Raw genomic sequence first — 24,045 nt, 5'->3', positions numbered from 1 at the left:
GTTGACTAAGCAGCAACAGGCTTTCTCGGCGTGAGGTTGAGAAAGCCTGAAGAAAACGCATCACAACGTGTTTTGTAACCGATCACGGTAACGCTGAATGTGCTCCACGATAGGTTCCGATTTGGTGAAGGTCCTGATTTCGCGAAATAGCTCGTTAGCTTGAGGATATTCTTGACGCAAGTAGGTAAACCATTGCTTGACTCGATTGGGATAGTAAAAGCCTTTATCGCCTCTAATTTCAAATTGCGAATAGCGCAGGAGCAGATCAACCACTTCATGCCAAGGCATCACTTTATGGTTATGTTTGACCACATTGCCTAAATTGGGAACGTTGAATGCGCCTCGACAAACCATCAATGACTCTACGCCCGTCGCTTTAATACAGGCTTGACCATCGTCATAGTTCCAAATTTCGCCATTAGCGATCAGAGGCAGAGACGTCTTCTGGCGTATCTGATTAATGTAATCCCACTTAATTTCACTGGCGCGATAACCGCCCGCTTTTGTTCGGGCATGAACTGTGAGCTCGTTTGCTCCAGCTTGTTCAATCGCATCGACAATTTCAAAGCAGTCGTTAGGGTCTTCCCAACCTAAGCGGATTTTAGCCGAAACAGGGATCGCTTTCGGTACCGCATCTCGGCATGATTTTACCACTTGATAAATCAATTCCGGATGTTGTAACAGCGCCGCACCGCCTTTGTGTTTGTTGACCGTTTTCGCTGGGCAACCAAAATTCAAGTCAATGCCGTGCGCGCCTAATTCAGCAACTCGTGCGGCATTTTCTGCCATCCAATGTGGCTCTTGGCCGAGCAGTTGAACGTGCACGGGAACACCTGCTTGTGTTTTTGAGCCTGTTTTCAGTTCAGGACAAAGGCGATAAAAAACGTGGTCAGGCAATAATTGGTCAACGACACGCACAAATTCAGTCACGCACAGATCGTAATCATTCATCTGGGTGAGCAGTTCACGCATCAAGTGGTCTAGCACACCCTCCATTGGGCCCAAAATTACACGCATCATCATTTCGCCTTAAAAATTCGAGGCGAGATTGTAGTGGTTACCGAATCAAAAGTCACTAAATGCAAGAGTTGGTATATAATCCTTGGTCAACCATTTTAACTGTACAGATTTTCATGACCTACTCATTGCTCTCTCTTCCTCAATCAGCTCCTCAATCCGCTCATTTTTTTGAAGGGGCTATTTTGGCATCCAATTTCGCCACTAAGCCGTTAGAACCCACAACTTGGTTAGAACCTTTAGTGGGGGAGCAAGTCAAAGCACTTGAACCAGCGGTGATGGCGCAAATTAATCTGCAATATAACTTGCTCAAACGTAGCGAATATTCGGCGTTAGCCTTGCTAGATAATGCGACTCAGTGGGCTGATTTTGCTGAAGGGTTTATGAGCGTCTGGCCAGTCGTTGAACCGCAATGGTTAGAGACTCAAATTGGTGATGGCAGCCTGCGCATGCTGCAAGCTTTGTTGACCACCTTCATGTTAGCCATCGATGAAACACAAACACAGCAGCAGATGAGCGAAGCGGGTTTTGCAACACCACCCAGTTTGAGTGATTTTGCTGAGCAGTTGGATGTCATGATCACTGAAGTGGCGTTAATGGCTGATGAATTAATGCTCGGCATGAAAACGCAGCGGGTTAACCCATTTAAAGGGATTGGACGCAATGATCCTTGTCCGTGCGCCAGTGGCAAAAAATTCAAACAGTGCTGTGGCCAGTAAAGTACGCCGCCTGAGGTTTAATCTCAACAAAACGCTGACAAACCTAAGCAAATAAGCCCTTATAAACGAGTTATTCTGATACATAAGTTGTTCTGATAAGCGAACGCTTCTTAAGAGAAGAGGGCCTTATCAATAAACGTTATAGAAAACGTTATAGACAAAAAATTGTTATCCATGGAGTGTGGTAATCATGAAAAGAGTGTTAGCCCTGTTGCTGTGTAGTTTTTCTGTCGCTGTTTTGGCTGCGCCAAAAGAGGAGTTGAGCCAACGCCTCGCGCTGAACGCTGGTTTTAGCGCTACCTTTGCCCAGCAAGTGATCAGCCCTGAAGGTGATATTGTGATGGAAGGTCAGGGGAAAGTTGATATTGTTCGGCCAAGCCTTTTCCGTTGGCAAACGACCGCTCCTGATGAAAACTTACTGGTGTCTGATGGTAAAACCTTGTGGTATTACAGTCCATTTATCGAACAAGTGAGTATTTATAATCAAGAACAAGCGACGGAACAAACTCCTTTTGTGTTGCTGACTCGTAATCGCGCCAGTGATTGGGATCACTACAAGGTTGCACAAAACGGTGATGATTTCACCCTAACGCCAACCGCGGTAGATTCAAACCAAGGGCAGTTTCAGATAGCGATTGATGAGAAAGGGATCGTGAAAGGTTTTAACGTGATTGAACAAGATGGGCAGAAGAGTCTGTTTACGTTTAGCGATGTACAACTAACACCGGCCGCCAAAGCGCGTTTCACGTTCCAGATCCCGCAAGGTGTCGAGGTTGATGATCAACGTAATTGAGATAGGGACTAAGGCGTGAGCAATTATAGTGTGGGTAACTACAGCTTAGATTTTTCGGGTGATGAAGATTTCCGTCCGTTGGCCGCGAGAATGCGCCCTCAGACGGTTGAGCAGTATATTGGCCAGCAGCACATTTTAGGTGTGGGTAAACCCTTGCGGCGTGCATTAGAGGCTGGTCATATTCATTCGATGATCTTGTGGGGGCCGCCCGGTACGGGTAAAACGACCTTGGCTGAAGTGGCGGCGAATTACGCCAATGCAGAGGTTGAACGTGTTTCTGCGGTGACTTCTGGCGTTAAAGAGATCCGTGCTGCCATTGAAAAAGCGCGCGAAAATAAAATGGCGGGTCGACGTACTATTTTGTTTGTAGACGAAGTGCATCGTTTTAATAAATCTCAACAAGATGCCTTTTTGCCACACATTGAAGATGGCACTGTGACTTTCATTGGTGCCACGACAGAGAATCCCTCTTTTGAACTCAACAACGCTTTGCTATCTCGTGCTCGGGTGTACAAATTAACCTCGCTGGCTAGCGATGAAATTTTGCTGGCGCTCAATCAAGCAATCAACGATGCCGATCGCGGTTTAGGTAAAGTTGCAGCGCAGTTTATGGATAACGTGCTCGAACGTTTGGCTGAATTGGTCAATGGTGATGCGCGCATGTCACTCAATTATCTTGAGCTGCTGTACGACATGGCCGAAGAGAATGCGCAAGGTGAAAAGCTCATTACGCTCAAACTGTTGGCCGAAGTGGCAGGCGAAAAAGTGTCGCGCTTTGATAATAAAGGCGATATTTGGTACGACCTTATCTCTGCGGTGCATAAATCGATTCGAGGTTCCAACCCCGATGCGGCGCTGTATTGGTCGGCCAGAATGATCGCAGCAGGCTGCGATCCACTTTATATCGCTCGCCGTTTATTGGCGATAGCTTCGGAAGATGTCGGCAACGCCGACCCAAGAGGCATGCAGGTGGCGCTCGCCGCTTGGGACTGTTTTACCCGCGTTGGTCCTGCGGAAGGTGAACGTGCTATTGCACAAGCGATTGTCTATTTAGCGTGCGCGCCCAAAAGTAATGCCGTGTATAGCGCGTGGAAGCAAGCCTTAGCTGATGCGCATAATTTGCCAGAGTATGAGGTGCCGCCTCATTTGCGTAATGCACCAACCAGTTTGATGAAAGATCTTGGTTATGGAGCACAATATCGCTATGCCCACGATGAACCGGGAGCTTACGCGGCTGGCGAAAGTTATTTGCCGCCTGAAATGAGCGATACACGCTACTACCAGCCAACAAATCGAGGGTTAGAAACCAAAATTGGTGAAAAGTTAGATTACTTGGCTAGTTTAGATGCAAAAAGCCCACAAAAGCGCTATGAAAAATAGTCTCTTTTCGTTATCTTTGTCGGGTTCAATTTTCTCTACGCGTCGCTCTTATTAGAAAGGGATGCAGACGCGTTTTTCATAACTAAAAGCATAGGATTAGCAATGCTGGATTCTAAATTACTTCGCACTGAGCTGGATGAAACAGCTGCAAAATTAGCGCGTCGCGGTTTCAAACTCGACGTTGAGACAATTCGTCAACTTGAAGAACAACGTAAGTCCATTCAAGTAGAAGTTGAAAATTTACAATCCTCGCGCAACTCCATCTCCAAAGAAATTGGCCAAAAAATGGCCGCCGGCGACAAAGCGGGCGCAGAAGCAGTCAAGCTACAAATCGGCTCTCTAGGCAGTGACTTAGACGCGAAAAAAGCGCAGTTGAATGACATCCAAGCACAATTGGATGCGATTACTATGTCTGTACCCAACGTACCAGATGAATCGGTTCCTGACGGTAAAGATGAAAATGACAACGTAGAAGTTTCTCGTTGGGGCGAACCTAAAATTTACGATTTTGAGCTCAGAGATCACGTTGATCTTGGCGAAATGGCCGGTGGTTTAGATTTTGCTAGTGCGACTAAAATTACTGGCGCTCGCTTTATCGTGATGAAAGGCCAATTTGCTCGTCTGCACCGTGCGATTGCTCAGTTCATGCTGGACTTGCACACACAAGAACATGGTTATACAGAAATGTATGTCCCTTATCTTGTCAACGCTGACAGCCTGTTTGGTACTGGTCAGCTACCTAAATTTGGTCAAGACCTATTCCATACTGAGCCACTAACTGAAAAAGTGAATGATGAAGAGCCACGTAAACTGTCTCTTATCCCAACGGCTGAAGTACCGGTAACGAACTTGGTGCGTGACACCATTTCTGACGAAGCCGATCTGCCATTGAAAATGACGGCTCATACACCTTGTTTCCGTTCTGAGGCGGGATCGTATGGTCGCGATACACGTGGTCTTATCCGTATGCACCAATTTGATAAAGTCGAATTGGTTCAGATCACGCGCCCAGAAGATTCAATGGCGGCGCTGGAAGAGTTAACCGGTCATGCGGAAAACGTGCTGAAATTGCTTGAACTGCCGTACCGTAAAGTGGTGTTGTGTGCAGGTGACATGGGCTTTGGCTCTCGCAAAACTTACGATCTCGAAGTGTGGGTTCCTGCGCAAGGTACATACCGTGAGATCTCCTCTTGCTCAAACATGTGGGATTTCCAAGCGCGTCGTATGCAAGCCCGTTTCCGTCGCAAAGGCGGTAATAAACCTGAGCTTGTGCATACGCTGAACGGTTCAGGCCTTGCTGTGGGCCGTACTATGGTAGCCATTTTGGAAAACAACCAACAAGCCGATGGCCGTATTGCCGTTCCTAGCGTACTGCAACCATACATGGGTGGCGCAACGCACATCGGTTAATCATGATGCGTTAAACACAGTAAAAAAACCGACTTGCGAGTCGGTTTTTTTATGCATCAATAGTATGTGTCGGTTCTATTTAAGCCCCATCGATTTGAAAGCATTGCGAATTTTGCAATGCCACCGCTACAGCGTTGATCAGTTTTTCAATGTCATCTACTTGGCTAATAAACGGTGGCATCACATAGATTAAACAGCCAAAAGGACGGATCCAGACCCCTTGCTCAACAAATAGCGCTTGAATGACTTCCATATTGACAGGGCGATGCGTTTCAATCACGCCGATAGCGCCCAGCCAGCGCGTCTCTTTTACCATCTCAAAACGGTTAAGCATGGGCAGTAAATGAGCAAATTGCGTTTCAATACGCTGGGTTTGCTGTTGCCAATCGCCCTGTTCGATGAGCTCTAAGCTGGCGCAGGCGACAGCGCACGCCAATGGGTTAGCCATAAAGGTTGGCCCATGCATAAAGCAGCCCGCTTCGCCAGCACAAACCGTATCGGCGACTTGCTTGGTCGCCAGTGTGGCCGAAAGCGTCATATAGCCACCCGTTAAGGCCTTACCGACACATAAAATATCAGGCGCGATATTAGCGTGCTCGCAGGCGAAGAGCTTTCCAGTACGGCCAAACCCAGTTGCAATCTCATCGGCAATCAGTAGCAAACCATATTGATCGCAAAGTGCGCGCACGCCTTTTAAAAACTGAGGATGATAGATACGCATACCGCCAGCACCTTGCACAATTGGTTCTAAAATCACCGCCGCAAGCTCTTGATGAGAGTGCATTATTTTATCTCGAAAATCATCGAGATCGCGTTCATCCCACTCATCCCAAAAACCGCAAGTTGGCGAATCGGCAAAAATATGCTGCGGCAAAAAACCTTTGTAGAGCGAATGCATCGAGTTATCTGGGTCAGTGACTGACATTGCGGCAAACGTATCGCCGTGATAGCCATGACGTAAGGTGAGAAATTTCGCTCGTGGTTGACCTTTTGCATGCCAGTATTGCAGCGCCATTTTTAAACTGACCTCCACGGCGACGGAGCCAGAATCGGCTAAAAATACGTGCTCAAGATTGCTTGGCGCTAATGCCAGTAATTTTTTACAAAGCGTAATGGCGGGTTGATGTGTGATACCGCCAAACATCACGTGTGACATTTTATCAATTTGCTGATGCGCAGCGTAATTAAGGTGTGGATGGTTATAACCATGAATAGTTGCCCACCAAGAGGACATTCCATCAATCAAGCGTCGCCCATCTTCCAAATAAATATGGACACCTTGAGCGTGAGTGACGGGATAGCAAGTCAATGGCGTCAGCGTTGAAGTGTAGGGATGCCAGATATGTTGGCGGTCGAAGAGTAAATCCATGATCAGTCCATATTGCTAGGTTTGTTTGAAAATTAACCATGCGTAAACTTGTGTTTTCTTTGGTTGTTGACAGTTTATCGCTTGTCAGTAGACTAGCCAAGCAACAAAATAATAAAACTGAATAAGGAAGAGATGTGGAAGTTCGTCATAACTGGACCGTTGCTGAGGTGAACGCACTGGTCGAAAAGCCGTTTATGGATCTACTGTTTGAAGCGCAGCAAGTACATCGTCAATACCATCCCAAAAATTATGTTCAGGTCAGCACGTTACTTTCTATTAAGACGGGGGCGTGTCCTGAAGATTGTAAATATTGCCCGCAGAGTGCGCATTACCGGACTGATGTTGATAAAGAACGGTTGATGGAAGTCGAGCGGGTGTTAGACGCGGCGCAAAAAGCGAAGCGCTCTGGCTCGACCCGCTTTTGCATGGGAGCGGCGTGGAAAAACCCGAAAGCGCGTGATATGCCTCTCTTGAAAGAGATGATTAGTGGCGTGAAAGAGATGGGCTTGGAAACGTGTATGACGTTGGGCATGCTAACGCCTGATCAAGCAAGCGAGTTGGCCAGTGCAGGGCTTGATTATTACAACCACAACCTAGATACCTCACCTGAATACTATGGCAACATTATCACCACCCGAACCTATCAAGATCGCCTTGATACCTTATCGCACGTGCGCGATGCAGGAATGAAGATCTGCTCTGGGGGAATTATCGGTATGGGAGAGAGCGCTAATGACCGCGCTGGCCTGTTGGTGGAATTAGCGAACTTACCAACCCATCCTGAAAGTGTACCGATTAATATGCTGGTCAAAGTGAAAGGCACACCGTTAGAGCAAGCCGAAGATGTCGAAGCGTTTGATTTTATTCGTCTGATTGCCGTTGCTCGGATCATGATGCCACAATCGGCGGTGCGTTTATCGGCTGGACGTGAAAATATGAATGAGCAGATGCAAGCGCTGTGCTTTATGGCAGGTGCAAACTCCATTTTCTACGGTTGCAAGTTGCTAACGACTCCTAATCCTGATGAAGATAGCGATATGCAGTTATTTAAAAAACTGGGTATCAATAGCCAACAAGTGAGCCAAAAACCGGATGAAATTGCAGAAAGTGAGTTGCTTGAACGTGTCGTAAAACGGGTGGCAGCTCGTCCTACTAAAGATGATCTTTTCTACGATGCCAGCGTTTAATTCACGTATTTCAGCGGCCCTCAGTGCTCGTCGCGATCTTGGGCTTTCTCGCTCTCTTATCGAGCTTGAGGGGGGCAATCAGGTTCGATTGTGCAAAGATGGCCGCCAGTATCTTAACTTTTCCAGTAACGATTACCTTGGCCTTGCACACGACTCAGAATTGATTGCCGCTTGGCAGCAAGGGCTGAGTATGTATGGTTGCGGTAGTGGCGCATCTCCTTTGGTCACAGGCTTTAGCTCAGCCCATCGCAACCTTGAAGCTAACTTGTGTGAGTGGCTAGGTTATGAGCGAGCCATTTTGTTTGGATCGGGGTTTAGTGCCAATCAGGCACTGCTGTTTAGCCTGCTCAATAAAGACGATTTGCTACTGCAAGATAAACTTAACCACGCCTCTTTGATCGAAGCAGGAATGCTTTGCGCAGCCAGTATGAAGCGTTTTCGGCACAACGATGTCACTCATCTTAAGCAACAGTTTAACCGCGATAGTCATACGTTAGTGGTGACTGAAGGGGTCTTTAGCATGGATGGTGATTGTGCACCGCTGTGCGAAATCACGGATGCACTGCAAGGTGAAGCGTGGTTGGCAGTCGATGATGCACACGGCATCGGTGTGTTGGGCGAGGGTGGGGCCGGCAGTTGCAGTGCGGCAGGAATAAAACCACAGCTCTTAGTGGTGACCTTTGGCAAAGCCTTAGGGTTATCGGGTGCAGCTATCTTATGCAATCAAGAGGTGGGTGACTTTCTTACGCAGTTTGCTCGTCACCACGTCTATTCTACAGCCATGCCGCCAGCGCAAGCTTATGCAGTAACTCATGCTATTTCAATGGTCACTCAGCAGTCTTGGCGCAGAGAAAAACTGACTGAGCTGCAAGCTTATTACGCTGAATCTATGCAAGGTTTCGATGGCTATGTTGAAACGCTAACGCCAATCAAACCTTACCTTGTTGGTGAGGCGCAAACAGCATTGAATATCGCCGATCAATTGCGACATCACGGGTGTTGGTTGACCGCGATTCGCCCACCAACGGTGGCTCAAGGCCGTGCCCGATTGCGTATCACTCTAACCGCCAACCACACTATTGCTGACATAGATCAACTAACCACACAACTGCAACGTGCGCTAGAGGAGAGCTGAATATGTCACAAACTCATGCGATAGAGATAAATGCGCTGCATGACAAAGCCGCCATTGCCCATTCTTTTGGCCGCGCGGCAAAGCATTATGATGTACATGCCGCTTTTCAACGTGACGTAGGACACCGTTTATTGGACAAAATGCCGCACAGTCTAGTAGGGAAAAGAGTGCTCGATCTTGGTTGCGGTACGGGCTATTTTTCAGAGCAACTGCGGCGTAGAGGGGCGTATGTGGTATGTGTTGACCTCTCCAGTGAGATGCTAGTACAAGCTAAAAGACGTTGTGGTGATGTTGGCGTCACCTATTATCAAGCCGATGCTGAGGCGCTTCCTTTCGCCAACGCCTCTTTTGATTACGTTTTTTCTAGCTTAGCGCTGCAGTGGTGTGATGACCTTGTTCTACCACTGCGACAAATTCACCGCGTATTGAAACCACAAGGGACGGCTTATTTTTCGACATTATTGGACGGTTCGCTGTTTGAACTGAAACAAGCGTGGACAAAAATTGATACACATCAACACGTCAATGATTTCATCACACTCAATCAGGTAAAAATTGCGTTAGCGCAATCTCACGGTTACCACCATCAACTAGACTTGCCTTCGATCACAGTTTGGTATGACAAAGCTTTTTCCTTGATGAGAGATCTTAAAGGAATTGGTGCAAATCACGTAAGTGGACGCTCACAAGGGTTAACAAGCCGCAAGGCTCTAATGCAAATTGAGCAGGCATACCAAGCATTTCAAAACCATCAAGGTCTTCTACCTGCAACTTATCAGGTTTGTTTAGGGGTTATACATCGATGATTGATGCATTTTTTATTGCGGGTACGGACACCGACGTTGGAAAAACGGTCGCTTCAAAAGCGATTCTACAAGCATTAGCCGCCAAGGATTTGGTGACTATTGGCTACAAACCCGTTGCCGCTGGTAGCGAAAAAACGGAATTTGGCTTACGCAACTCAGATGCATTACATCTGATGAAAGCGGCAACCAAAGAGATGCCCTATGGTGATGTGAATCCATATTCTTTAGCGCTCCCTACATCACCACATATCGCCGCAAAACATGAACAGATCGAGATTGATTATGGCGTACTCAGTAGCAAATTAGCTAAGCATAAAGCGAATGCTGACATTGTGTTGATCGAAGGTGCTGGTGGTTGGCGCGTTCCGATCTCTGATACGGACTGCTTGTCTACTTGGGTTAAACAAGAACAGCTACCAGTGGTATTAGTGGTAGGGATTAAACTAGGTTGCTTAAGCCATGCAATTTTAACAGCGGAAAGTATTATTGCCGACGGGTTGAAGATTGTTGGCTGGGTAGCCAACCGAGTGAACCCAGGAACTGAGCATTACGCTGAAATTATTGCAATGTTGGAATCGCGCATTCCAGCGCCTAAGCTTGGTGAAATACCCTATGTGCCAACGGTAAAACGGCAACAAATTGGTAAGTATATTAATGTTGATCCGCTGCTTGCGTCAGAGTAAGCGATGTGAATCAGCCCAAAGGCATCTCTTAGCGAGATGCCTTTTTTGATCAAGCAGGTTATTACCGCAGCTTATTGACGTGGGTTTTCGTGAACTGAGCTAAAACAACAAAAGCGAGCACCAGCAAGTTAGCAGCATAGATGACCACTAGCCACTGTGGCATGGAAAGCGTTAAAAATTGCCATACCACTTTCGAACAGTCACCGTAAGCTTCGAACATCCAAGGTGCCCATTGATTGAGTGGTGCCCAGCTTGGGAAAGTGACAAATAAATCACAAGTGGCAAAAGGAGAAGGGTTGAATTGGTAATCCACATGTTGCAGAGCTAAGGTCAAACCTTTATAAGCACTGGATCCCCAAGCAACGAGTCCAATCCAACGAACAATCGGATTATTGGGTGCGATTAAGCCAAGCAGAGCTGCTCCGCCAATTCCTAGCATCGCCACACGTTCATAAATGCACATCACACACGGTGCGAGCATCATGATGTGCTGAAAAAAAAGCGCACAAGCCTCAAAAAAAACCACAAAAAGAAGTAATAAAAACCAAGATTTTCTCGATTGAGAGAACAGTTTCAGAGTAGAAAAAAAAGTCACATTCAATACCTGTAAAGAATAAAAAGCCCTGATAGTTCAGAGCTTTTTAACTTAGATAAGTTTCATTATCAACCGAATATTTTAATGCCCGGCAGAGATGGCTTGAACCGCTTTGGCTGAATGGTGCGTAATCCACCCTAAGTCATAAAAATGCGCAGTCATGGGTTCAACTAAGAAGACAATGCCAAACAGACCAACTAATGCCAATACAATCGTGTAAGGCAGAGCCATGATGACCATTTTGCCATAAGAAAGGCGGATCAATGGTGCAAGTGCTGATGTTAATAAGAATAAGAAAGCGGCTTGGCCGTTTGGTGTTGCTACTGACGGTAAGTTCGTACCTGTGTTAATCGCGACAGCCAATAAATCGAATTGGTCACGCGTGATAACACCTTCTAGTAGCGCTGTTTTGACTTCATTAATATAGACAGTGCCAACGAAAACGTTATCCGAAACCATCGACAAAAGCCCGTTAGCCACATAGAAGAGAGCAAGCTGAGCCCCTTTATCTTCAACATTCAACACAGCATCGATAACTGGTTTAAAGAGTTGTTGATCGATAATTACGGCTACGATGGAGAAGAATACCGCCAGCAGCGCCGTAAAGGGTAGGGCTTCTTCAAATGCTTTGCCTAGCGAATGTTCTTCTATCACACCAGTAAATGCTGTCGCCAAAATAATAACTGAAAGACCAATCAATCCCACTGCCGCTAAGTGCAGTGCCAATCCAACAATCAGCCAGACAGCAATAGCGCCTTGGATCCAAAGTTTTGCGACGTCTTGATTGGTTCGATTTTTGCGCTCAGCCGTGTCAAAATCGACCAGAATTTGACGAACGTTAGCGGGTAATTCTGCGCCGTAACCAAATAGCTTCAGCTTTTCAACCAATACACAGGTCAAAATACCACAGAGAAAAACAGGTACGGTTACCGGAGACATACGGATGATAAACTCGCCAAAAAACCAACCTGCTTGATCGGCGATGATCAAGTTTTGTGGTTCACCAACCATGGTCATCACCCCGCCTAAAGCGGTACCTACGCCAGCATGCATCAGTAGTGAGCGCAAAAACGCACGATAGTTTTCTAGGTCATCACGTGTTAGTTCTGAGATATGCTCATCTTGAGTATGGTCATGAGCGGAGCTTGTCCCTTGTCCCGATGCCACTTTGTGATAAATCGAGTAAAACCCAACGGCGACACTGATGACCACAGCAATAACTGTTAAAGCATCCAAAAATGCAGACAGGAAAGCAGCTGTAATGCAAAAGGCGACCGAAAGCATCGCTTTTGAACGAATACCAAGTAGTATTTTGGTGAAGATGAACAGCAATAGCTGTTTCATGAAATAGATACCAGCCACCATAAACACCAGTAGCAGCAGAACTTCGATGTTATTCACAAGCTCATGTTTTACTTGCTCTGCACTGGTCATTCCAATGGCGATAGCTTCGATAGCCAGTAAGCCACCAGGTTGCAGGGGATAGCATTTAAGCGCCATCGCTAGGGTGAAAATGAATTCAACCACAAGTAGCCAACCAGCAATAAATGGGTCGACCAAAAAGAAAACAATCGGGTTGATAATGAGAAAAGCAATAATGGCAACTTTGTACCAGTCAGGGGCTTTACCAAGAAAGTTCTTGAGAAAAGCGCTTCCGAGGGACATCGGCATGGGTAGTTCTCTTACTGTTGAGATGATAGACGCTGTCAGCTTATCTTTAATTCATTATGTGAAGTGGCCAAATAGAACGTGTTAAACACGAAAACAGTATCTATCGGCAATGTTCTAGCGAAACAACAAACCGTTTAGGGATTATGGTTTTACCAAGACACTCCTTGAGTGAGACAAGCAATCCTTACTTCGACCGTCACTCTACTCCGCAAGCTTTTTTAGTCAATAATAATCAGGTTATTGATAAAACACTTACCGATATTTTGGTCAAAAACGCGATCAAAGTTGGGTAAGCATAGCATAAGAGTTGTGAAAAATTCACGCCGAGCCGTATTTTGAAGTGGAGTTAAGGTAATAGGCATCTAAATGACTAAAAAGAGCGAATTTTGCAAGCTTAAATTGATTATTTTAAGTTTATTAATGTGAGTTATATCTCTTTATTTTTTCTACTCTTATGTGTTCTTCCTTTTGAAGAACTGCTAAAAAATACTATTTCATTGACTCGGTATTGTTCATAAACGAGATGAATAAATTAGAGTTTAAGCTCTATTTTGTTTGTGATAACTTCGCGGATGGTTTGTTTCCGATAACGTTCAACTAGTGGTATGATGAGTCCCATTCGACCCAAATAAATAGAAAACTGGATAAGTACTTAATGGTCATTAAGGCAAAAAGCCCAGCAGGTTTTGCTGAAAAATACATAATTGAGAGCATTTGGAATGGTCGCTTTGCACCGGGTTCTATCTTACCTGCAGAGCGCGAACTTTCAGAATTAATTGGTGTAACACGTACAACGCTTCGAGAAGTATTACAACGCTTAGCCCGTGATGGTTGGTTGACTATACAGCATGGTAAGCCAACAAAAGTAAACCAATTTATGGAAACTTCCGGTTTACACATATTAGATACATTAATGACGCTCGATGCTGAAAATGCCACCAGTATTGTGGAAGACTTACTTGCGGCTCGGACAAATATTAGCCCCATATTTATGCGTTATGCATTTAAAGTGAACAAAGAGCCTGCTGAGCGCACTATTACTAATGTTATCGAAAGCTGTGAAGCACTATTAAGTGCCAAATCTTGGGATTCTTTTATGGAGTTATCTCCTTATGCACAGAAAATCCAGCAGCATATTAAAGATGATGGTGAAAAAGACGAATATAAACGTCAGCAAATATTGATTGCGAAAACCTTTAACTTTTACGATTACATGTTATTTCAGCGTTTAGCGTTTCACTCAGGAAATCAAATTTATGGTTTGATTTTTAATGGGCTAAAGAAATTATATGACCGAGTCGGCAGCTATTATTTCTCTAATCCAGAAGCACGCGAGTTAGCCTTGCAGTTTTACCGTGAATTATTAGCAGTGTGTGAAAGTGGCAATCGTGAGCAGTTGCCGATTGTGATCCGTCATTACGGTATTGACAGCGCTCACATATGGAATCAAATGAAAACAACGTTACCGACAAATTTTACAGAAGATGATCATTAGAAAATTCGTTTTACTGTAAAAAAAGCCCGTATGAAACGGGCTTTTTTGTAGGTTAGATATCTTCGTTACCACCTGCTTCTTTAAACCAAGCGGCTAAATGTAATTTTAAATCTTTCAGTTCATCAGGGCCGATTAAGGCCAACCCTAAATCTTCTGCACGAGTAATGTCATTATGGCGGAGTGGGCGAAAGCTCACGAGCATAGCGCGAGCTTGTAGGCCACCAAGCAAATCACGTAATGATTCTAGCTTATAAAGCGTATCATCGCCGTCATCACGCATACCTTTCGTTTTACATTCAATAATATGCAGTTTGTTATTCACCACTGTAGCGACATCGAGTTCATTTCTGACTTCTCGCTCACCTAATTGACGGTAGACTTGAACATTCAAAGAGCGATCTTGAATGGTTGGCATATCATCTTGGATCTGCCTTATTGTACTGTGCACTAATGTTTCTAACCATTCTCCATTGGAAAATCGGCGCGCATCTTCGTTGGCGAAGGTTAAAATGCCATTTTGATAGGTGGCGATTTGTGCTTCGACCAGATCGGTCAACAGAATATGAAGTTCACGATAGCCTTGTTGTTTTTCTGAAAGTGCAACATCTAGCCGCTGCTCTTTGCGGCACGTCGTCGCTAAATAGTTTAATGTGGCTAAACCAGGACCAAGTTCTAATGCATTACTTGCCCAGCGCTCGCCGAGTTCGTAAAGTTTTTGGTCAAGTTGTGGCGGAATATGATGCTCACTAAATTCACCCCGTGCGCCAAAAATGGTTAAATAATCTGAAATGGTAATATGGTCTTGCACTTGGGTATTATTTTGACCATCGGGATAAAGCCAACACAGCTGATCACTGTTCGGTTCGACGACAAAAATAGGCCATTGATAGCTACGGAACACCTCATAAACGGATAATAAACGATGTCTCAAACCACAACTTGCGTTCAGCTTGACTTCATCGTATCTGGTTTTCAAATCTTCCGCTAAAAACTGGATAGCTTGTTTGATTGCTGAGGTATTGGAACCCGATGGGATTTCAAAAAACTCAGAAGTGATGTCGCGCTGACTCAATACCGAGTGTAAACGTAAATACATTGATTTTTGGTCTTGATCACCGATGAAGACAATGTGCGAACTTACCGTTCGATTATCAAGCAGGGGAGTAACCAAGCGAATAGGGTCTTGGTCGATAATGCCAACATGAACAGCCATAGATCATCCTCATGTTTGGCTTGCAAAGAGTAGGAGGTAGATAATAATGCGCAAGCCGATAGTTATCATATAACGATGTGGCATCAAAAAAACAAGGGCGACTTTAGATTAAAAGCCGCCCTTGAGACATAATTTACATGTAACTTACAAATGGGGTTGAGTTTGTTAACGGTCACTCATAATGTAAAACGATGGACTAATTCATTCTGCTGATTAGCAAGCTGAGTTAGGTTGGCGCTTGCCTGTGCAATTTGAGACATGGCTTGATAGCTACCATCAGCGATTAAATTAATATCCTCGATACTGCGTGCAATGTCACCGGTTGTTTCACTTTGCTCGGCGGCCGCCTGTGTAATATGAGTACTCATCTGACTGATTTCTAGAATTAACGCTTGGATCTCTTCCATTGCGCTATTCGCCGTTGATGCTTGCTCGACAGAAAGTTCCATATCAGTCATGCAGCTTTCAATAACAGTACTGGCAGAAGATGAGCTGGATTGCAAGTTGCTGATCATACTTTCAATTTCAGACGTCGAATCCGTTGTGCGTTTTGCCAAAACACGAACTTCGTCAGCTACGACTGCAAACCCGCGCCCTTGCTCTCCAGCACGAGCAGCTTCGATCGCAGCATTGAGCGCCAATAAGTTAGTTTGTTCTGCAATGTTACGAATCACATCCAAGATAGAACCAATTTGGCTGCTCATTTTTTGCAGTTCACCGACAGCATCAACCGATTGATTTAAGCGAGTCTCCAATTGATTAATAGTAGTGATATTGTCACTCATAATTTTACGGCCCGATTCAGAAGCCGATTCAACTTTCTGCACCATCTCTAGCGAACTTTGAGCACTTTGCGCTACTTCTTGTACTGAATGAGCCATTTCCGTCATTGCGGTTGCCACGCTCGCGGTTTGCTCACGTTGGGTGCTGAGTTGTGACTGTGCTTTTGAAGAGGTGGTTTGGTTGTGGTTAGCTGTGTTGGTTAAATTTTCAGAAGCATCATTCAACTGCACCAAAATATGGTGCAAATTATCTGCTAGCGAATTGATGTGGCCACTTAAGCGACTAAACTCGTTGTTGTAACGAATTTCAATGCGTTGTGTCATATCTCCTTTTGTCAGCCCTTCTAGCGTTTTGAGTATACGATTTAACGGCTCACGAACACTTTGCGCAATGTGGTAACCAATACCCGTAGCCACTAGCACAACCGCAATACCAATCACGATCGCTTTAATAACTCCTTGCTTATAGACTTCCCCGGCTTCTCGCAGAGAGGCATTTAAACCGTCGGTCGCAGTATCGTTAAAAGAGTCTAAAATCGTCATTGCTTTATCGACCTCGATAGCCAAATTCGCAATGTTTTCATAAAGGGCTGTTTTCGCTAGTAAGTAACTATTGTGTTGATCAAGCACACCACCCTTTTGCCCAATATCTTGAGAGAATTTTTGGACGAGATCGTCAAATGTTTTTTTCAGTTCAGGTAATTGGGTCGATAAGCCTCGGTAAGCGTAGTTGAGGTGCGTGACCGCTTTTTTATTCATGGTGACGGCTTTGTCAACAAAGGCGACATCCGAACTGGCCAAAGCGTCTGAAGTGATTAATTCCGCATCTTTCAATTTAATGAAATAACTTTTCGCCATGACTTTAACTGAAATACTATTTTGCCCATCGACAAAATCTTTCATTCCGGTGCTTAAATCGGCATGAAGTCTTTGAAATTCACGAGTTGATTTTTGCACTTGAGCTTGCGCCTCAAACATCGCCTGATAATTATTCATGGCTTGTTCTGCTTCTGAAAAGTAGCGGAGTTCCATCTGTTTAAGTTGGCTTATCCGCTCTTCAAGAGAGGGGTTCATTGCACTTGCTTGTTGGAGCTGGTTTAGCACGTCAGCAAAATCTTGTTTTGCTTTAGCAAATTCTGAACGCATCACATTCATGCGATCTTGGTTTTGTGTCGTCAAAAAGTCCTTAAAAGATTTATCGGCAGAAAGCAGTTGAACACTTGTTTTGTTTGACAAAGAAACGAGCGGTAAGGCGGTGGTTGATACACTTTCGAAATTAGAATGAATTTGATTCATTCCTCCCATCATTATGGCGGTCGTTACTGCAAACATGATGATGATCAGTGTGAAACCAGCGTACATTCGCCTAATCACTGAACCCTTCATAATCCTCTCCCTAGAAAAATAGTGTTTTGTTTTAAAAAATAACAAAATAATGAGTATTGTATTGAATGTGAGACGTACATTTTATGACGGGCCTGGCAAAACGCATTTTTTATATTAGTGTTCTGTCATTTATGCTACGCGTACGGTGTTTTTTATTGAGCTTTTGACAGGGTTCACGCATACTCAAATCCAACTACACACCTATTATATTCAGTAGCATTAAGGTCAAATTAGTGTCGGTTCTATCGGTTGTCGATATGTTGTCGTGGGCCACTTAGGTATTAGCCTTGAACCACTTATCTCAATCTAATGTACTTTGATGTGACTGCGTAGGCCTATTTACTAGTGGAGTATTTCATGGCTGAAAAAACCATTTTTAGCAAAATTATCCGTAAAGAAATTCCTGCAGATATCCTCTATCAAGATGATTTAGTTACCGCCTTTCGGGACATTAACCCTAGAGCGCCTAGCCATATTCTTATCATTCCCAATGCGTTTATTCCGACGACCAACGATGTTGAACCTGAGCATGAAGCGGCTATGGGACGTATGTTTACAGTGGCAAAAAAAATCGCTCAACAAGAAGGTATTGCACAAGATGGCTATCGCTTGATAGTGAATTGTAACGCTCATGGTGGCCAAGAGGTTTACCACATTCATATGCACTTGGTTGGTGGTCGCCCGTTGGGTCCGCTTTTGATGAGCTAATGCATGGGTCGCCCAGTCACTATTGGGCGCTCGATTGATACGGTTAGAGTTAAATATGGAGTATTGAGTGAAGCGTTACGTGCGACATATTACGGTTTTTTTATCGCCTTTTTTTCTCAATGCCTGTGCTAATTTTTCTGCGGGGAACTTGTTTAGTCATTACAGTGCTCAAAATGGCGCTGTCTATCAGTCAGTTAAATCTGGGCAGTATCAAGATGCGGAGAATGAACTTGCGGAATTTGTCGCGGGTGACATTCTGGACAACCTGGAAAAAGGGCGAGTCCATTTTCTTAACCAGAATTATGTAGACAGTAAGCGTAGTTTCGAATTGAGTGATTCTGCGGTTAAAATTCAACAAGATAAGGCATTGATTTCACTAAGTGATACGGCGACAAGTGTCGGTGCGTTGGCTGTGAATGATAACTTGATGGAATACGTTCCTGCGGATTATGAACTCGGTTTTTTACATCTTTATCTCGGTTTGAATTATTTACAACAGAATGATTTGGATGGAGCTCTGGTTGAAGTTCGGCGAGCGAATCAGGTACAAGAGCAAGCAAGGCAGGCTAGAGAAGCGGAACTTGAAAAGGCGCAAAAAGAGCTAAAATCACAAGGTGTGACACCAAACTTAGGCAGCGTACTAGCAAACTACCCTGATGCAGGAAAAGCTTTGCAGGCGGTGCAGAATGGTTACCTTTTTTACCTTTCTGCTTTGCTTTATGAAGCCTCTGGTGATGTTAACAGTGCCTATGTCGACTATCGACGCGCTTTGGCAGTCACTCCCGATAATATTGAGGTTATAGAGGGTACATTACGCGTTGCGAAACGATTAGGGATGAGAGAAGACCTAATCCAATTAGAGAAACGCTACGGGAAATCTCATTCACTGACTGCTTCTCAAGGTCGTGTGCTTATAATAGAAGAGCAGAGTGTGGTGAAAGCCTTAGATAGCTGGCGTCAATCTTTACCCTTGTATGACAGCAGAGGAAATGGCGCATTGTATTCTCTCGCCTTACCTTATTATCCGAATACACCCGTTGAATCATTTTCATCACTGACGATGAATGACAAAGTACTGACTTCTCATTTTCTGACGGATGTGAATTTAATGGCAAGTCGAAACTTGTCTGAGAAAATGCCCTCTATAGTAATAAGGCAAGTGTTGAGAGTGCTGGCGAAAGATCAATTGCGCAAAGAAGCGGCCAAAGATGACAATGTTGGTAATTTAGTCTTCAACGTTTGGAATCTGCTGACAGAGCAGCCCGATACGCGCAGTTGGCTAACGCTGCCAGGGTTGGTGCAAACGGCCAGTCTGCAAGTCAATGCAGGCGAGCAACGAATAAAGGTGGGAGAGCAAGAATATCCGTTTTCTGTACCGGAAAAAGGCACCACTTTGGTGTGGGTTTCTCGTCAGGGACGTCATTCAACCATCTGGCATAAACAACTAGGAAGATTGTAATGAAAAAGTGGATATTGGGACTGTTAGTCACATTCTCATTGATTGGATGTGCTGAAAATACCGCAGGATTAAGAGTTGATGGCGCTTCGCAAAAAGTGCTATTTGGCGACAATGTATTAGGTAATCGCTTGGTTGTTGAAGACATTGCAACTAACCAAGTGGATGGTCATACGAGGGGACTTGTGCGTTTAGTGAGTCATTACCAAGGTGACCAAATTATCGAGTACCGTTTTTCTTGGTATGACGATGATGGGCTTGAAGTCAATAACAGACAAAGTCCTTGGAAACAAAAGATAATCAGTGGGATGGAGACGGTGTCGTTGTCGGAGATTTCTGTCAATCCAAATGGAAAACAGTTTCGCGTACAGATCCGTGGGTCAAATAATTAAATTGGGAAAGTAAGGAACCAATATGAACAAAAGTATTATCGCATTGCTAGGGCTCGCTGTCATTTTGGGCGGCTGTTCAAATAAAGTCAGCTACGAAGATGCACAATCCGTTGAAACGACGACAGTTGATTTTGGTTCAACAGATTTACAAAAAATCGCGGGGGAAATGGTTGATAGCATGATGATGTCAGGTTCGGTAGCAGCGATTACCCGTGATTCTCGTCCTATCGTGTTTGTTGAGCGAATCAAAAATAAAACCAGTGAGCACATTGATACTGAATCTATCACTGATACCATCAGTACTAAGATGTTGAATTCAGGTAAGTTCCGCTTCGTCGACATGGGTCGTGTTGAAGCTGTGCGCGAACAGCTCAATTTCCAAAATAATGATGAGTTGGTCAACCAAAGTACCGCCATTCAGTTTGGCAAAATGGTTGGCGCACAATATATGCTGTATGGCAACTTGTCGAGTATTGTGAAAAACGCAAGCAGTGATAAAGATGTATATTACAAAATGACGATGCGTTTAATGGATCTTCAAAGCGGCCTTATTGAATGGGCAGATGAAACCGAAATTCGTAAACAGCAGTCAAAAAGTTTACTCGGTTTTTAATCACAAAATTGAGTAATTGAGAGAAGAGGTCCTTATGGCGAGAATGTCTTGGCGTGAAGCTTGTCAGCTTGATCGTACCTTAACGTCGCTAGAAGGATTCTTCTCTACTCCCCCTGACTACGCACAAACGCTGACAGGGGGGTTAACAAACCGATGTTGGAAAATTGTCACGGAGGAACGCAGCTTTGTTTGGCGGCCTAATACTCCGATCACTCAAGCCTTTTCCATTTCGCGTTTTCAAGAATATCAAATTCTCTCTGCTATCGAATCTTCTCACTTAGGCCCCAAGCCACTTTCCATTAATGATCAAGGATTATTGGTTGAATGGATTGATGGTCAATCCCTTACTGGTGGTTTACCTTTCGATTCTCTATTAAAAACACAGATAAAGATCCATAATCTCAGTACAGCACGCATTCCAGTTGCCCCTTTCAGTTTTATCGCTCGGGTTGATCATTATTGGCTACAGCTCAAAGCTGAGTATAAAAGTGAGGACTTGTCGGCTTTATATCAACGTTGGCGCACCGCACCTAACCTTGCTGATGTTGGTCAGACTTTGTGTCACTTTGATTTGGCTGGCTACAATATGGTTAAAACCGATGAAGGTAACCGCGTGATTGATTGGGAATACGCCTCAATTGCCGACCCCCGGCTCGACCTGGCTTTAAGCATTGATGTTGCAGAAGAAAAACCATTAGAGGCGGTCTACCGTTATTGTCAATTGCGTGAGATTGTGGGGGTCGATGATTGGGTCGAAGGTGTGGTGGCTTGGCATCCAAGAGCAACAATGATGGCCATGTTATGGTATTTGTTAGCACATCAATTATGGGGTGATGACTATTATCGTCAACAAGCCGAACATCTAAAACGCACATTATGTAGCTAGGATCACTGTTTCGTCGTTTTGTTGCAGTAAATTAAGGTTAAAGTCTTTGAAACCACAATCTTCGTGGTAGATTAAAAACCTCAAGGAGTGGGGAGTTATTATGATTATTTATCTGCACGGTTTTGATTCAACAAGCCCAGGAAACCATGAAAAAGTACTGCAATTGCAATTTATTGACAGCGATGTCCGTTTTATTAACTACAGTACACAGCACCCAAAACACGATATGCAGCATCTTCTAAAAGAAGTGCATAAAGTGATTGAGTTGTCTGATGACCCACATCCGATTATTTGTGGTGTAGGCCTCGGCGGCTTCTGGTCTGAGCGGATTGGATTCTTATGCGGAATTAAGCAAGTGGTGTTTAATCCTAACTTGCATCCGGAAACAAACATGACTGGACGCATCGATCGCCCTGAAGAGTATGAAGATATTGCGACTAAGTGTGTTGAGCAATACAGGGTAAAAAATAAAGGACGCTGTTTAGTGATTTTATCTAAAGAAGATGAAATTCATGACAACAGCAAAACAGCAGCAGAGCTCGAAAACTACTACGATATCATTTGGGATGAAACCCAGAACCATAAGTTCAAGAAAATCTCACAGCATTTGCAAGCGATGAAGGCATTTAAAGAATCAAATTAAGCATCCGTGCATCATAGTTTCGACTGAACGACTCACAATTGTGAGTCGTTTTTTTATGGCCCAATCCCCCTATATCTCGTAGTGAAATAGAGGAATTCTTTGGTTGCACCATCAGTTTTGCTCTATATAATGATTAAATTATAAATATTTTGATAAATATCAAAAAAATTGAGAGCAAGTCTTAAATTTGCCTAATTTGTGTGTAGTTACATGCATTTATCCTAATGAAACGTGCTGCGAAGATAGCTTCATTTGCTGAACAAGATTTATCTGAAGCAAGCGCATTACTGAGAATTCCTTCAGTGTGAGATTTCACACTGAATCATGTTTATTTCTTTTTGAGGATTATTGTTGTGACACGAATTATCGTAGTCGGTGGTGGCGCGGGTGGTTTAGAGCTCGCGACTAAACTTGGTCGCACTCTTGGCCGTAAAAATCGCGCAGAAATCACATTAGTGGATCGTAAAGCAAGCCACTTATGGAAACCGTTATTGCATGAAGTGGCAACGGGTTCATTAGATGAAGGAGTGGATGCGCTAAGCTATCGCGCTCACGCAAAAAATCATCGTTTTGATTTCCAAATGGGTAGTCTTGCTGATATCGATCGTGAACGCAAAGTGATTGTTCTTAGTGAATTGCAAGATGAGCATGGTGAATTGTTAATGCCAAGTCGTGAGCTTGAATATGACATTTTGGTGCTGGCAATCGGTTCAACGTCTAACGACTTCAATACTCCAGGAGTTCGTGAGCATTGTATCTTCCTTGATAGCCCTGAACAGGCAAATCGTTTTCGTACTGAAATGAATAATGAGTTTCTAAAACTTCATGCGAAAAATGGTAACGGTACAGTTGATATTGCGATTGTTGGCGCAGGTGCAACGGGTGTTGAATTATCTGCAGAGCTACATAATGCAGTAAAAGAGCTGCGGACTTATGGTTTTGGCGATCTTGATTCAAGCAAACTGAATGTCAACCTTGTGGAAGCGGGTGAGCGTATTCTACCCGCTCTTCCACCTCGCATTTCTAGTGCTGCGCATAGCGAATTAACGAAATTAGGTGTCAACGTTCGTACTGCGACTATGGTCACGCGAGCGGATAAGGATGGCCTAACAACTAAAGATGGCGAAAAGATTCCCGCTCAGATCATGGTGTGGGCTGCTGGCATCAAAGCACCGGATTTTATGAAAGAGATTGCTGGTTTGGAAACAAACCGCATTAATCAGTTAGTGGTAAAAAACACCTTACAAACCACAAGAGATGACGATATTTTTGTGATCGGTGATTTAGCACAATGTACACAAGCCGATGGTTCATTTGTGCCACCTCGTGCACAAGCAGCGCACCAAATGGCAAGCCAAGCGTTCAAGAATATTGTTGCTAAGCTTAACGGGCGTGAGCTCAAACCGTATGTTTATAAAGATCACGGTTCGTTGGTTTCATTAAGTCGTTTTTCTACCGTTGGTAGCTTAATGGGTAATTTAACCAAAGGCTCGATGATGGTTGAAGGTCGTATTGCGCGAGTCGTGTACATTTCTTTGTATCGCATGCACCAAATGGCGCTACACGGTATGTTCAAAACAGGGTTGATGATGTTAGTTGGCCGTATTAATCGTGTGTTGCGTCCAAACTTAAAGCTTCACTAATATTCCCAGCGTACTAGCCATAAAAAACCTCGCCTTTGTTAAAAGGCGAGGTTTTTTGTTGTC

22 protein-coding genes are annotated in these 24,045 nt (G+C 44.3%); 16 read left to right on the top strand and 6 right to left on the bottom strand.

The genetic code is table 11. The features are described 5' to 3' along the window. Window positions 1-60 precede the first annotated feature (60 nt). Window positions 61-1,017, bottom strand: coding sequence for a tRNA dihydrouridine(16) synthase DusC (gene dusC, locus AACT23_RS10810; protein WP_088718024.1), 957 nt, complete (start codon window positions 1,015-1,017; stop codon window positions 61-63). A 62-nt stretch (window positions 1,018-1,079) separates the two neighbouring features. On the opposite strand from dusC, the gene AACT23_RS10805 reads away from it, so the two are divergent. From AACT23_RS10805 to serS, 4 genes are all read left to right on the top strand, one after another. Then, window positions 1,080-1,736: a YecA family protein gene (locus AACT23_RS10805; RefSeq protein ID WP_094128851.1), complete on the top strand. Its 657-nt coding sequence runs from the start codon at window positions 1,080-1,082 to the stop codon at window positions 1,734-1,736. Window positions 1,737-1,926: 190 nt separating this feature from the next. Beyond that, complete coding sequence (gene lolA, locus AACT23_RS10800; RefSeq protein ID WP_026027187.1) at window positions 1,927-2,529, top strand: outer membrane lipoprotein chaperone LolA; 603 nt, start codon at window positions 1,927-1,929, stop codon at window positions 2,527-2,529. 30 nt (window positions 2,530-2,559) lie between these two features. Continuing rightward, window positions 2,560-3,909 (top strand): replication-associated recombination protein A, encoded by a 1,350-nt coding sequence (locus tag AACT23_RS10795; protein WP_026028684.1) that lies wholly within the window; start codon window positions 2,560-2,562, stop codon window positions 3,907-3,909. Window positions 3,910-4,011: 102 nt separating this feature from the next. Continuing rightward, complete coding sequence (gene serS / locus AACT23_RS10790) at window positions 4,012-5,319, top strand: serine--tRNA ligase (protein ID WP_094128848.1); 1,308 nt, start codon at window positions 4,012-4,014, stop codon at window positions 5,317-5,319. Window positions 5,320-5,398: 79 nt separating this feature from the next. On the opposite strand, the gene bioA is transcribed toward serS, so the two are convergent. Continuing rightward, window positions 5,399-6,688, bottom strand: a complete 1,290-nt coding sequence (bioA, locus tag AACT23_RS10785; RefSeq protein ID WP_094128844.1) for an adenosylmethionine--8-amino-7-oxononanoate transaminase — start codon at window positions 6,686-6,688, stop codon at window positions 5,399-5,401. Between the two features lie 134 nt (window positions 6,689-6,822). Here bioA and bioB point away from each other — a divergent pair, with 134 nt between their 5' ends. The 4 genes from bioB to bioD are packed head-to-tail and all read left to right on the top strand — an operon-like array spanning window position 6,823 to window position 10,499. Beyond that, a complete protein-coding gene (gene bioB, locus AACT23_RS10780; RefSeq protein ID WP_017048088.1) occupies window positions 6,823-7,875 on the top strand; it encodes a biotin synthase BioB in 1,053 nt (350 codons plus the stop codon). Continuing rightward, window positions 7,847-9,010 (top strand): 8-amino-7-oxononanoate synthase, encoded by a 1,164-nt coding sequence (gene bioF / locus AACT23_RS10775; protein ID WP_094128841.1) that lies wholly within the window; start codon window positions 7,847-7,849, stop codon window positions 9,008-9,010. Before bioB ends, bioF begins: the two co-directional genes overlap by 29 nt. A 2-nt stretch (window positions 9,011-9,012) precedes the next feature. After that, window positions 9,013-9,816, top strand: coding sequence for a malonyl-ACP O-methyltransferase BioC (gene bioC, locus AACT23_RS10770; RefSeq protein WP_094128839.1), 804 nt, complete (start codon window positions 9,013-9,015; stop codon window positions 9,814-9,816). Further along, a complete protein-coding gene (bioD, locus tag AACT23_RS10765) occupies window positions 9,813-10,499 on the top strand; it encodes a dethiobiotin synthase (RefSeq protein ID WP_176428667.1) in 687 nt (228 codons plus the stop codon). The genes bioC and bioD overlap by 4 nt, the downstream gene beginning before the upstream one ends. 61 nt (window positions 10,500-10,560) lie before the next feature. Here the strand turns inward: bioD and dsbB are convergent, their stop codons facing one another. Together dsbB and nhaB are read right to left on the bottom strand one after the other, a co-directional pair. Beyond that, complete coding sequence (gene dsbB, locus AACT23_RS10760; RefSeq protein ID WP_094128833.1) at window positions 10,561-11,100, bottom strand: disulfide bond formation protein DsbB; 540 nt, start codon at window positions 11,098-11,100, stop codon at window positions 10,561-10,563. Window positions 11,101-11,175: 75 nt separating this feature from the next. Beyond that, entirely contained in the window at window positions 11,176-12,765 is a 1,590-nt protein-coding gene (gene nhaB / locus AACT23_RS10755) for a Na(+)/H(+) antiporter NhaB (protein ID WP_013856514.1), read from the bottom strand. Window positions 12,766-13,420: 655 nt separating this feature from the next. On the opposite strand from nhaB, the gene fadR reads away from it, so the two are divergent. After that, window positions 13,421-14,260, top strand: coding sequence for a fatty acid metabolism transcriptional regulator FadR (gene fadR / locus AACT23_RS10750; protein ID WP_010319711.1), 840 nt, complete (start codon window positions 13,421-13,423; stop codon window positions 14,258-14,260). 52 nt (window positions 14,261-14,312) lie between these two features. Here fadR and AACT23_RS10745 read toward each other — a convergent pair whose 3' ends face one another. Both AACT23_RS10745 and AACT23_RS10740 read right to left on the bottom strand, forming a co-directional pair. After that, entirely contained in the window at window positions 14,313-15,473 is a 1,161-nt protein-coding gene (locus AACT23_RS10745; RefSeq protein ID WP_013856516.1) for a DUF1887 family protein, read from the bottom strand. A gap of 176 nt (window positions 15,474-15,649) precedes the next feature. Further along, complete coding sequence (locus AACT23_RS10740; protein ID WP_026027184.1) at window positions 15,650-17,641, bottom strand: methyl-accepting chemotaxis protein; 1,992 nt, start codon at window positions 17,639-17,641, stop codon at window positions 15,650-15,652. 357 nt (window positions 17,642-17,998) lie between these two features. On the opposite strand from AACT23_RS10740, the gene hinT reads away from it, so the two are divergent. The 7 genes from hinT (at window position 17,999) to AACT23_RS10705 (ending at window position 23,982) form a co-directional block, all read left to right on the top strand. After that, entirely contained in the window at window positions 17,999-18,349 is a 351-nt protein-coding gene (gene hinT / locus AACT23_RS10735) for a purine nucleoside phosphoramidase (protein WP_094128830.1), read from the top strand. 67 nt (window positions 18,350-18,416) lie between these two features. Further along, window positions 18,417-19,808 carry a COG3014 family protein gene (locus AACT23_RS10730; protein ID WP_094128827.1) on the top strand — a complete coding sequence of 464 codons (1,392 nt, stop codon included), beginning with the start codon at window positions 18,417-18,419 and terminating at the stop codon, window positions 19,806-19,808. Next, entirely contained in the window at window positions 19,808-20,197 is a 390-nt protein-coding gene (locus tag AACT23_RS10725) for a YcfL family protein (protein WP_013856520.1), read from the top strand. Before AACT23_RS10730 ends, AACT23_RS10725 begins: the two co-directional genes overlap by 1 nt. A 22-nt stretch (window positions 20,198-20,219) precedes the next feature. After that, window positions 20,220-20,810 (top strand): penicillin-binding protein activator LpoB, encoded by a 591-nt coding sequence (gene lpoB / locus AACT23_RS10720; protein ID WP_094128824.1) that lies wholly within the window; start codon window positions 20,220-20,222, stop codon window positions 20,808-20,810. A gap of 34 nt (window positions 20,811-20,844) precedes the next feature. Then, a complete protein-coding gene (locus tag AACT23_RS10715; protein WP_038170292.1) occupies window positions 20,845-21,696 on the top strand; it encodes a phosphotransferase in 852 nt (283 codons plus the stop codon). Between the two features lie 100 nt (window positions 21,697-21,796). After that, window positions 21,797-22,339: an alpha/beta hydrolase YcfP gene (ycfP, locus tag AACT23_RS10710; RefSeq protein WP_013856523.1), complete on the top strand. Its 543-nt coding sequence runs from the start codon at window positions 21,797-21,799 to the stop codon at window positions 22,337-22,339. Window positions 22,340-22,692: 353 nt separating this feature from the next. Next, entirely contained in the window at window positions 22,693-23,982 is a 1,290-nt protein-coding gene (locus AACT23_RS10705; RefSeq protein WP_026028144.1) for an NAD(P)/FAD-dependent oxidoreductase, read from the top strand. Window positions 23,983-24,045 lie beyond the last annotated feature (63 nt).

It is taken from the genome of Vibrio sp. V09_P4A23P171 (assembly GCF_963875615.1).
Taxonomy (GTDB): Bacteria; Pseudomonadota; Gammaproteobacteria; order Enterobacterales; family Vibrionaceae; genus Vibrio; species Vibrio anguillarum.
The sequence above is the reverse complement of the archived record's forward strand: the minus strand, read 5'-3'. Positions and strand labels throughout refer to the sequence as shown.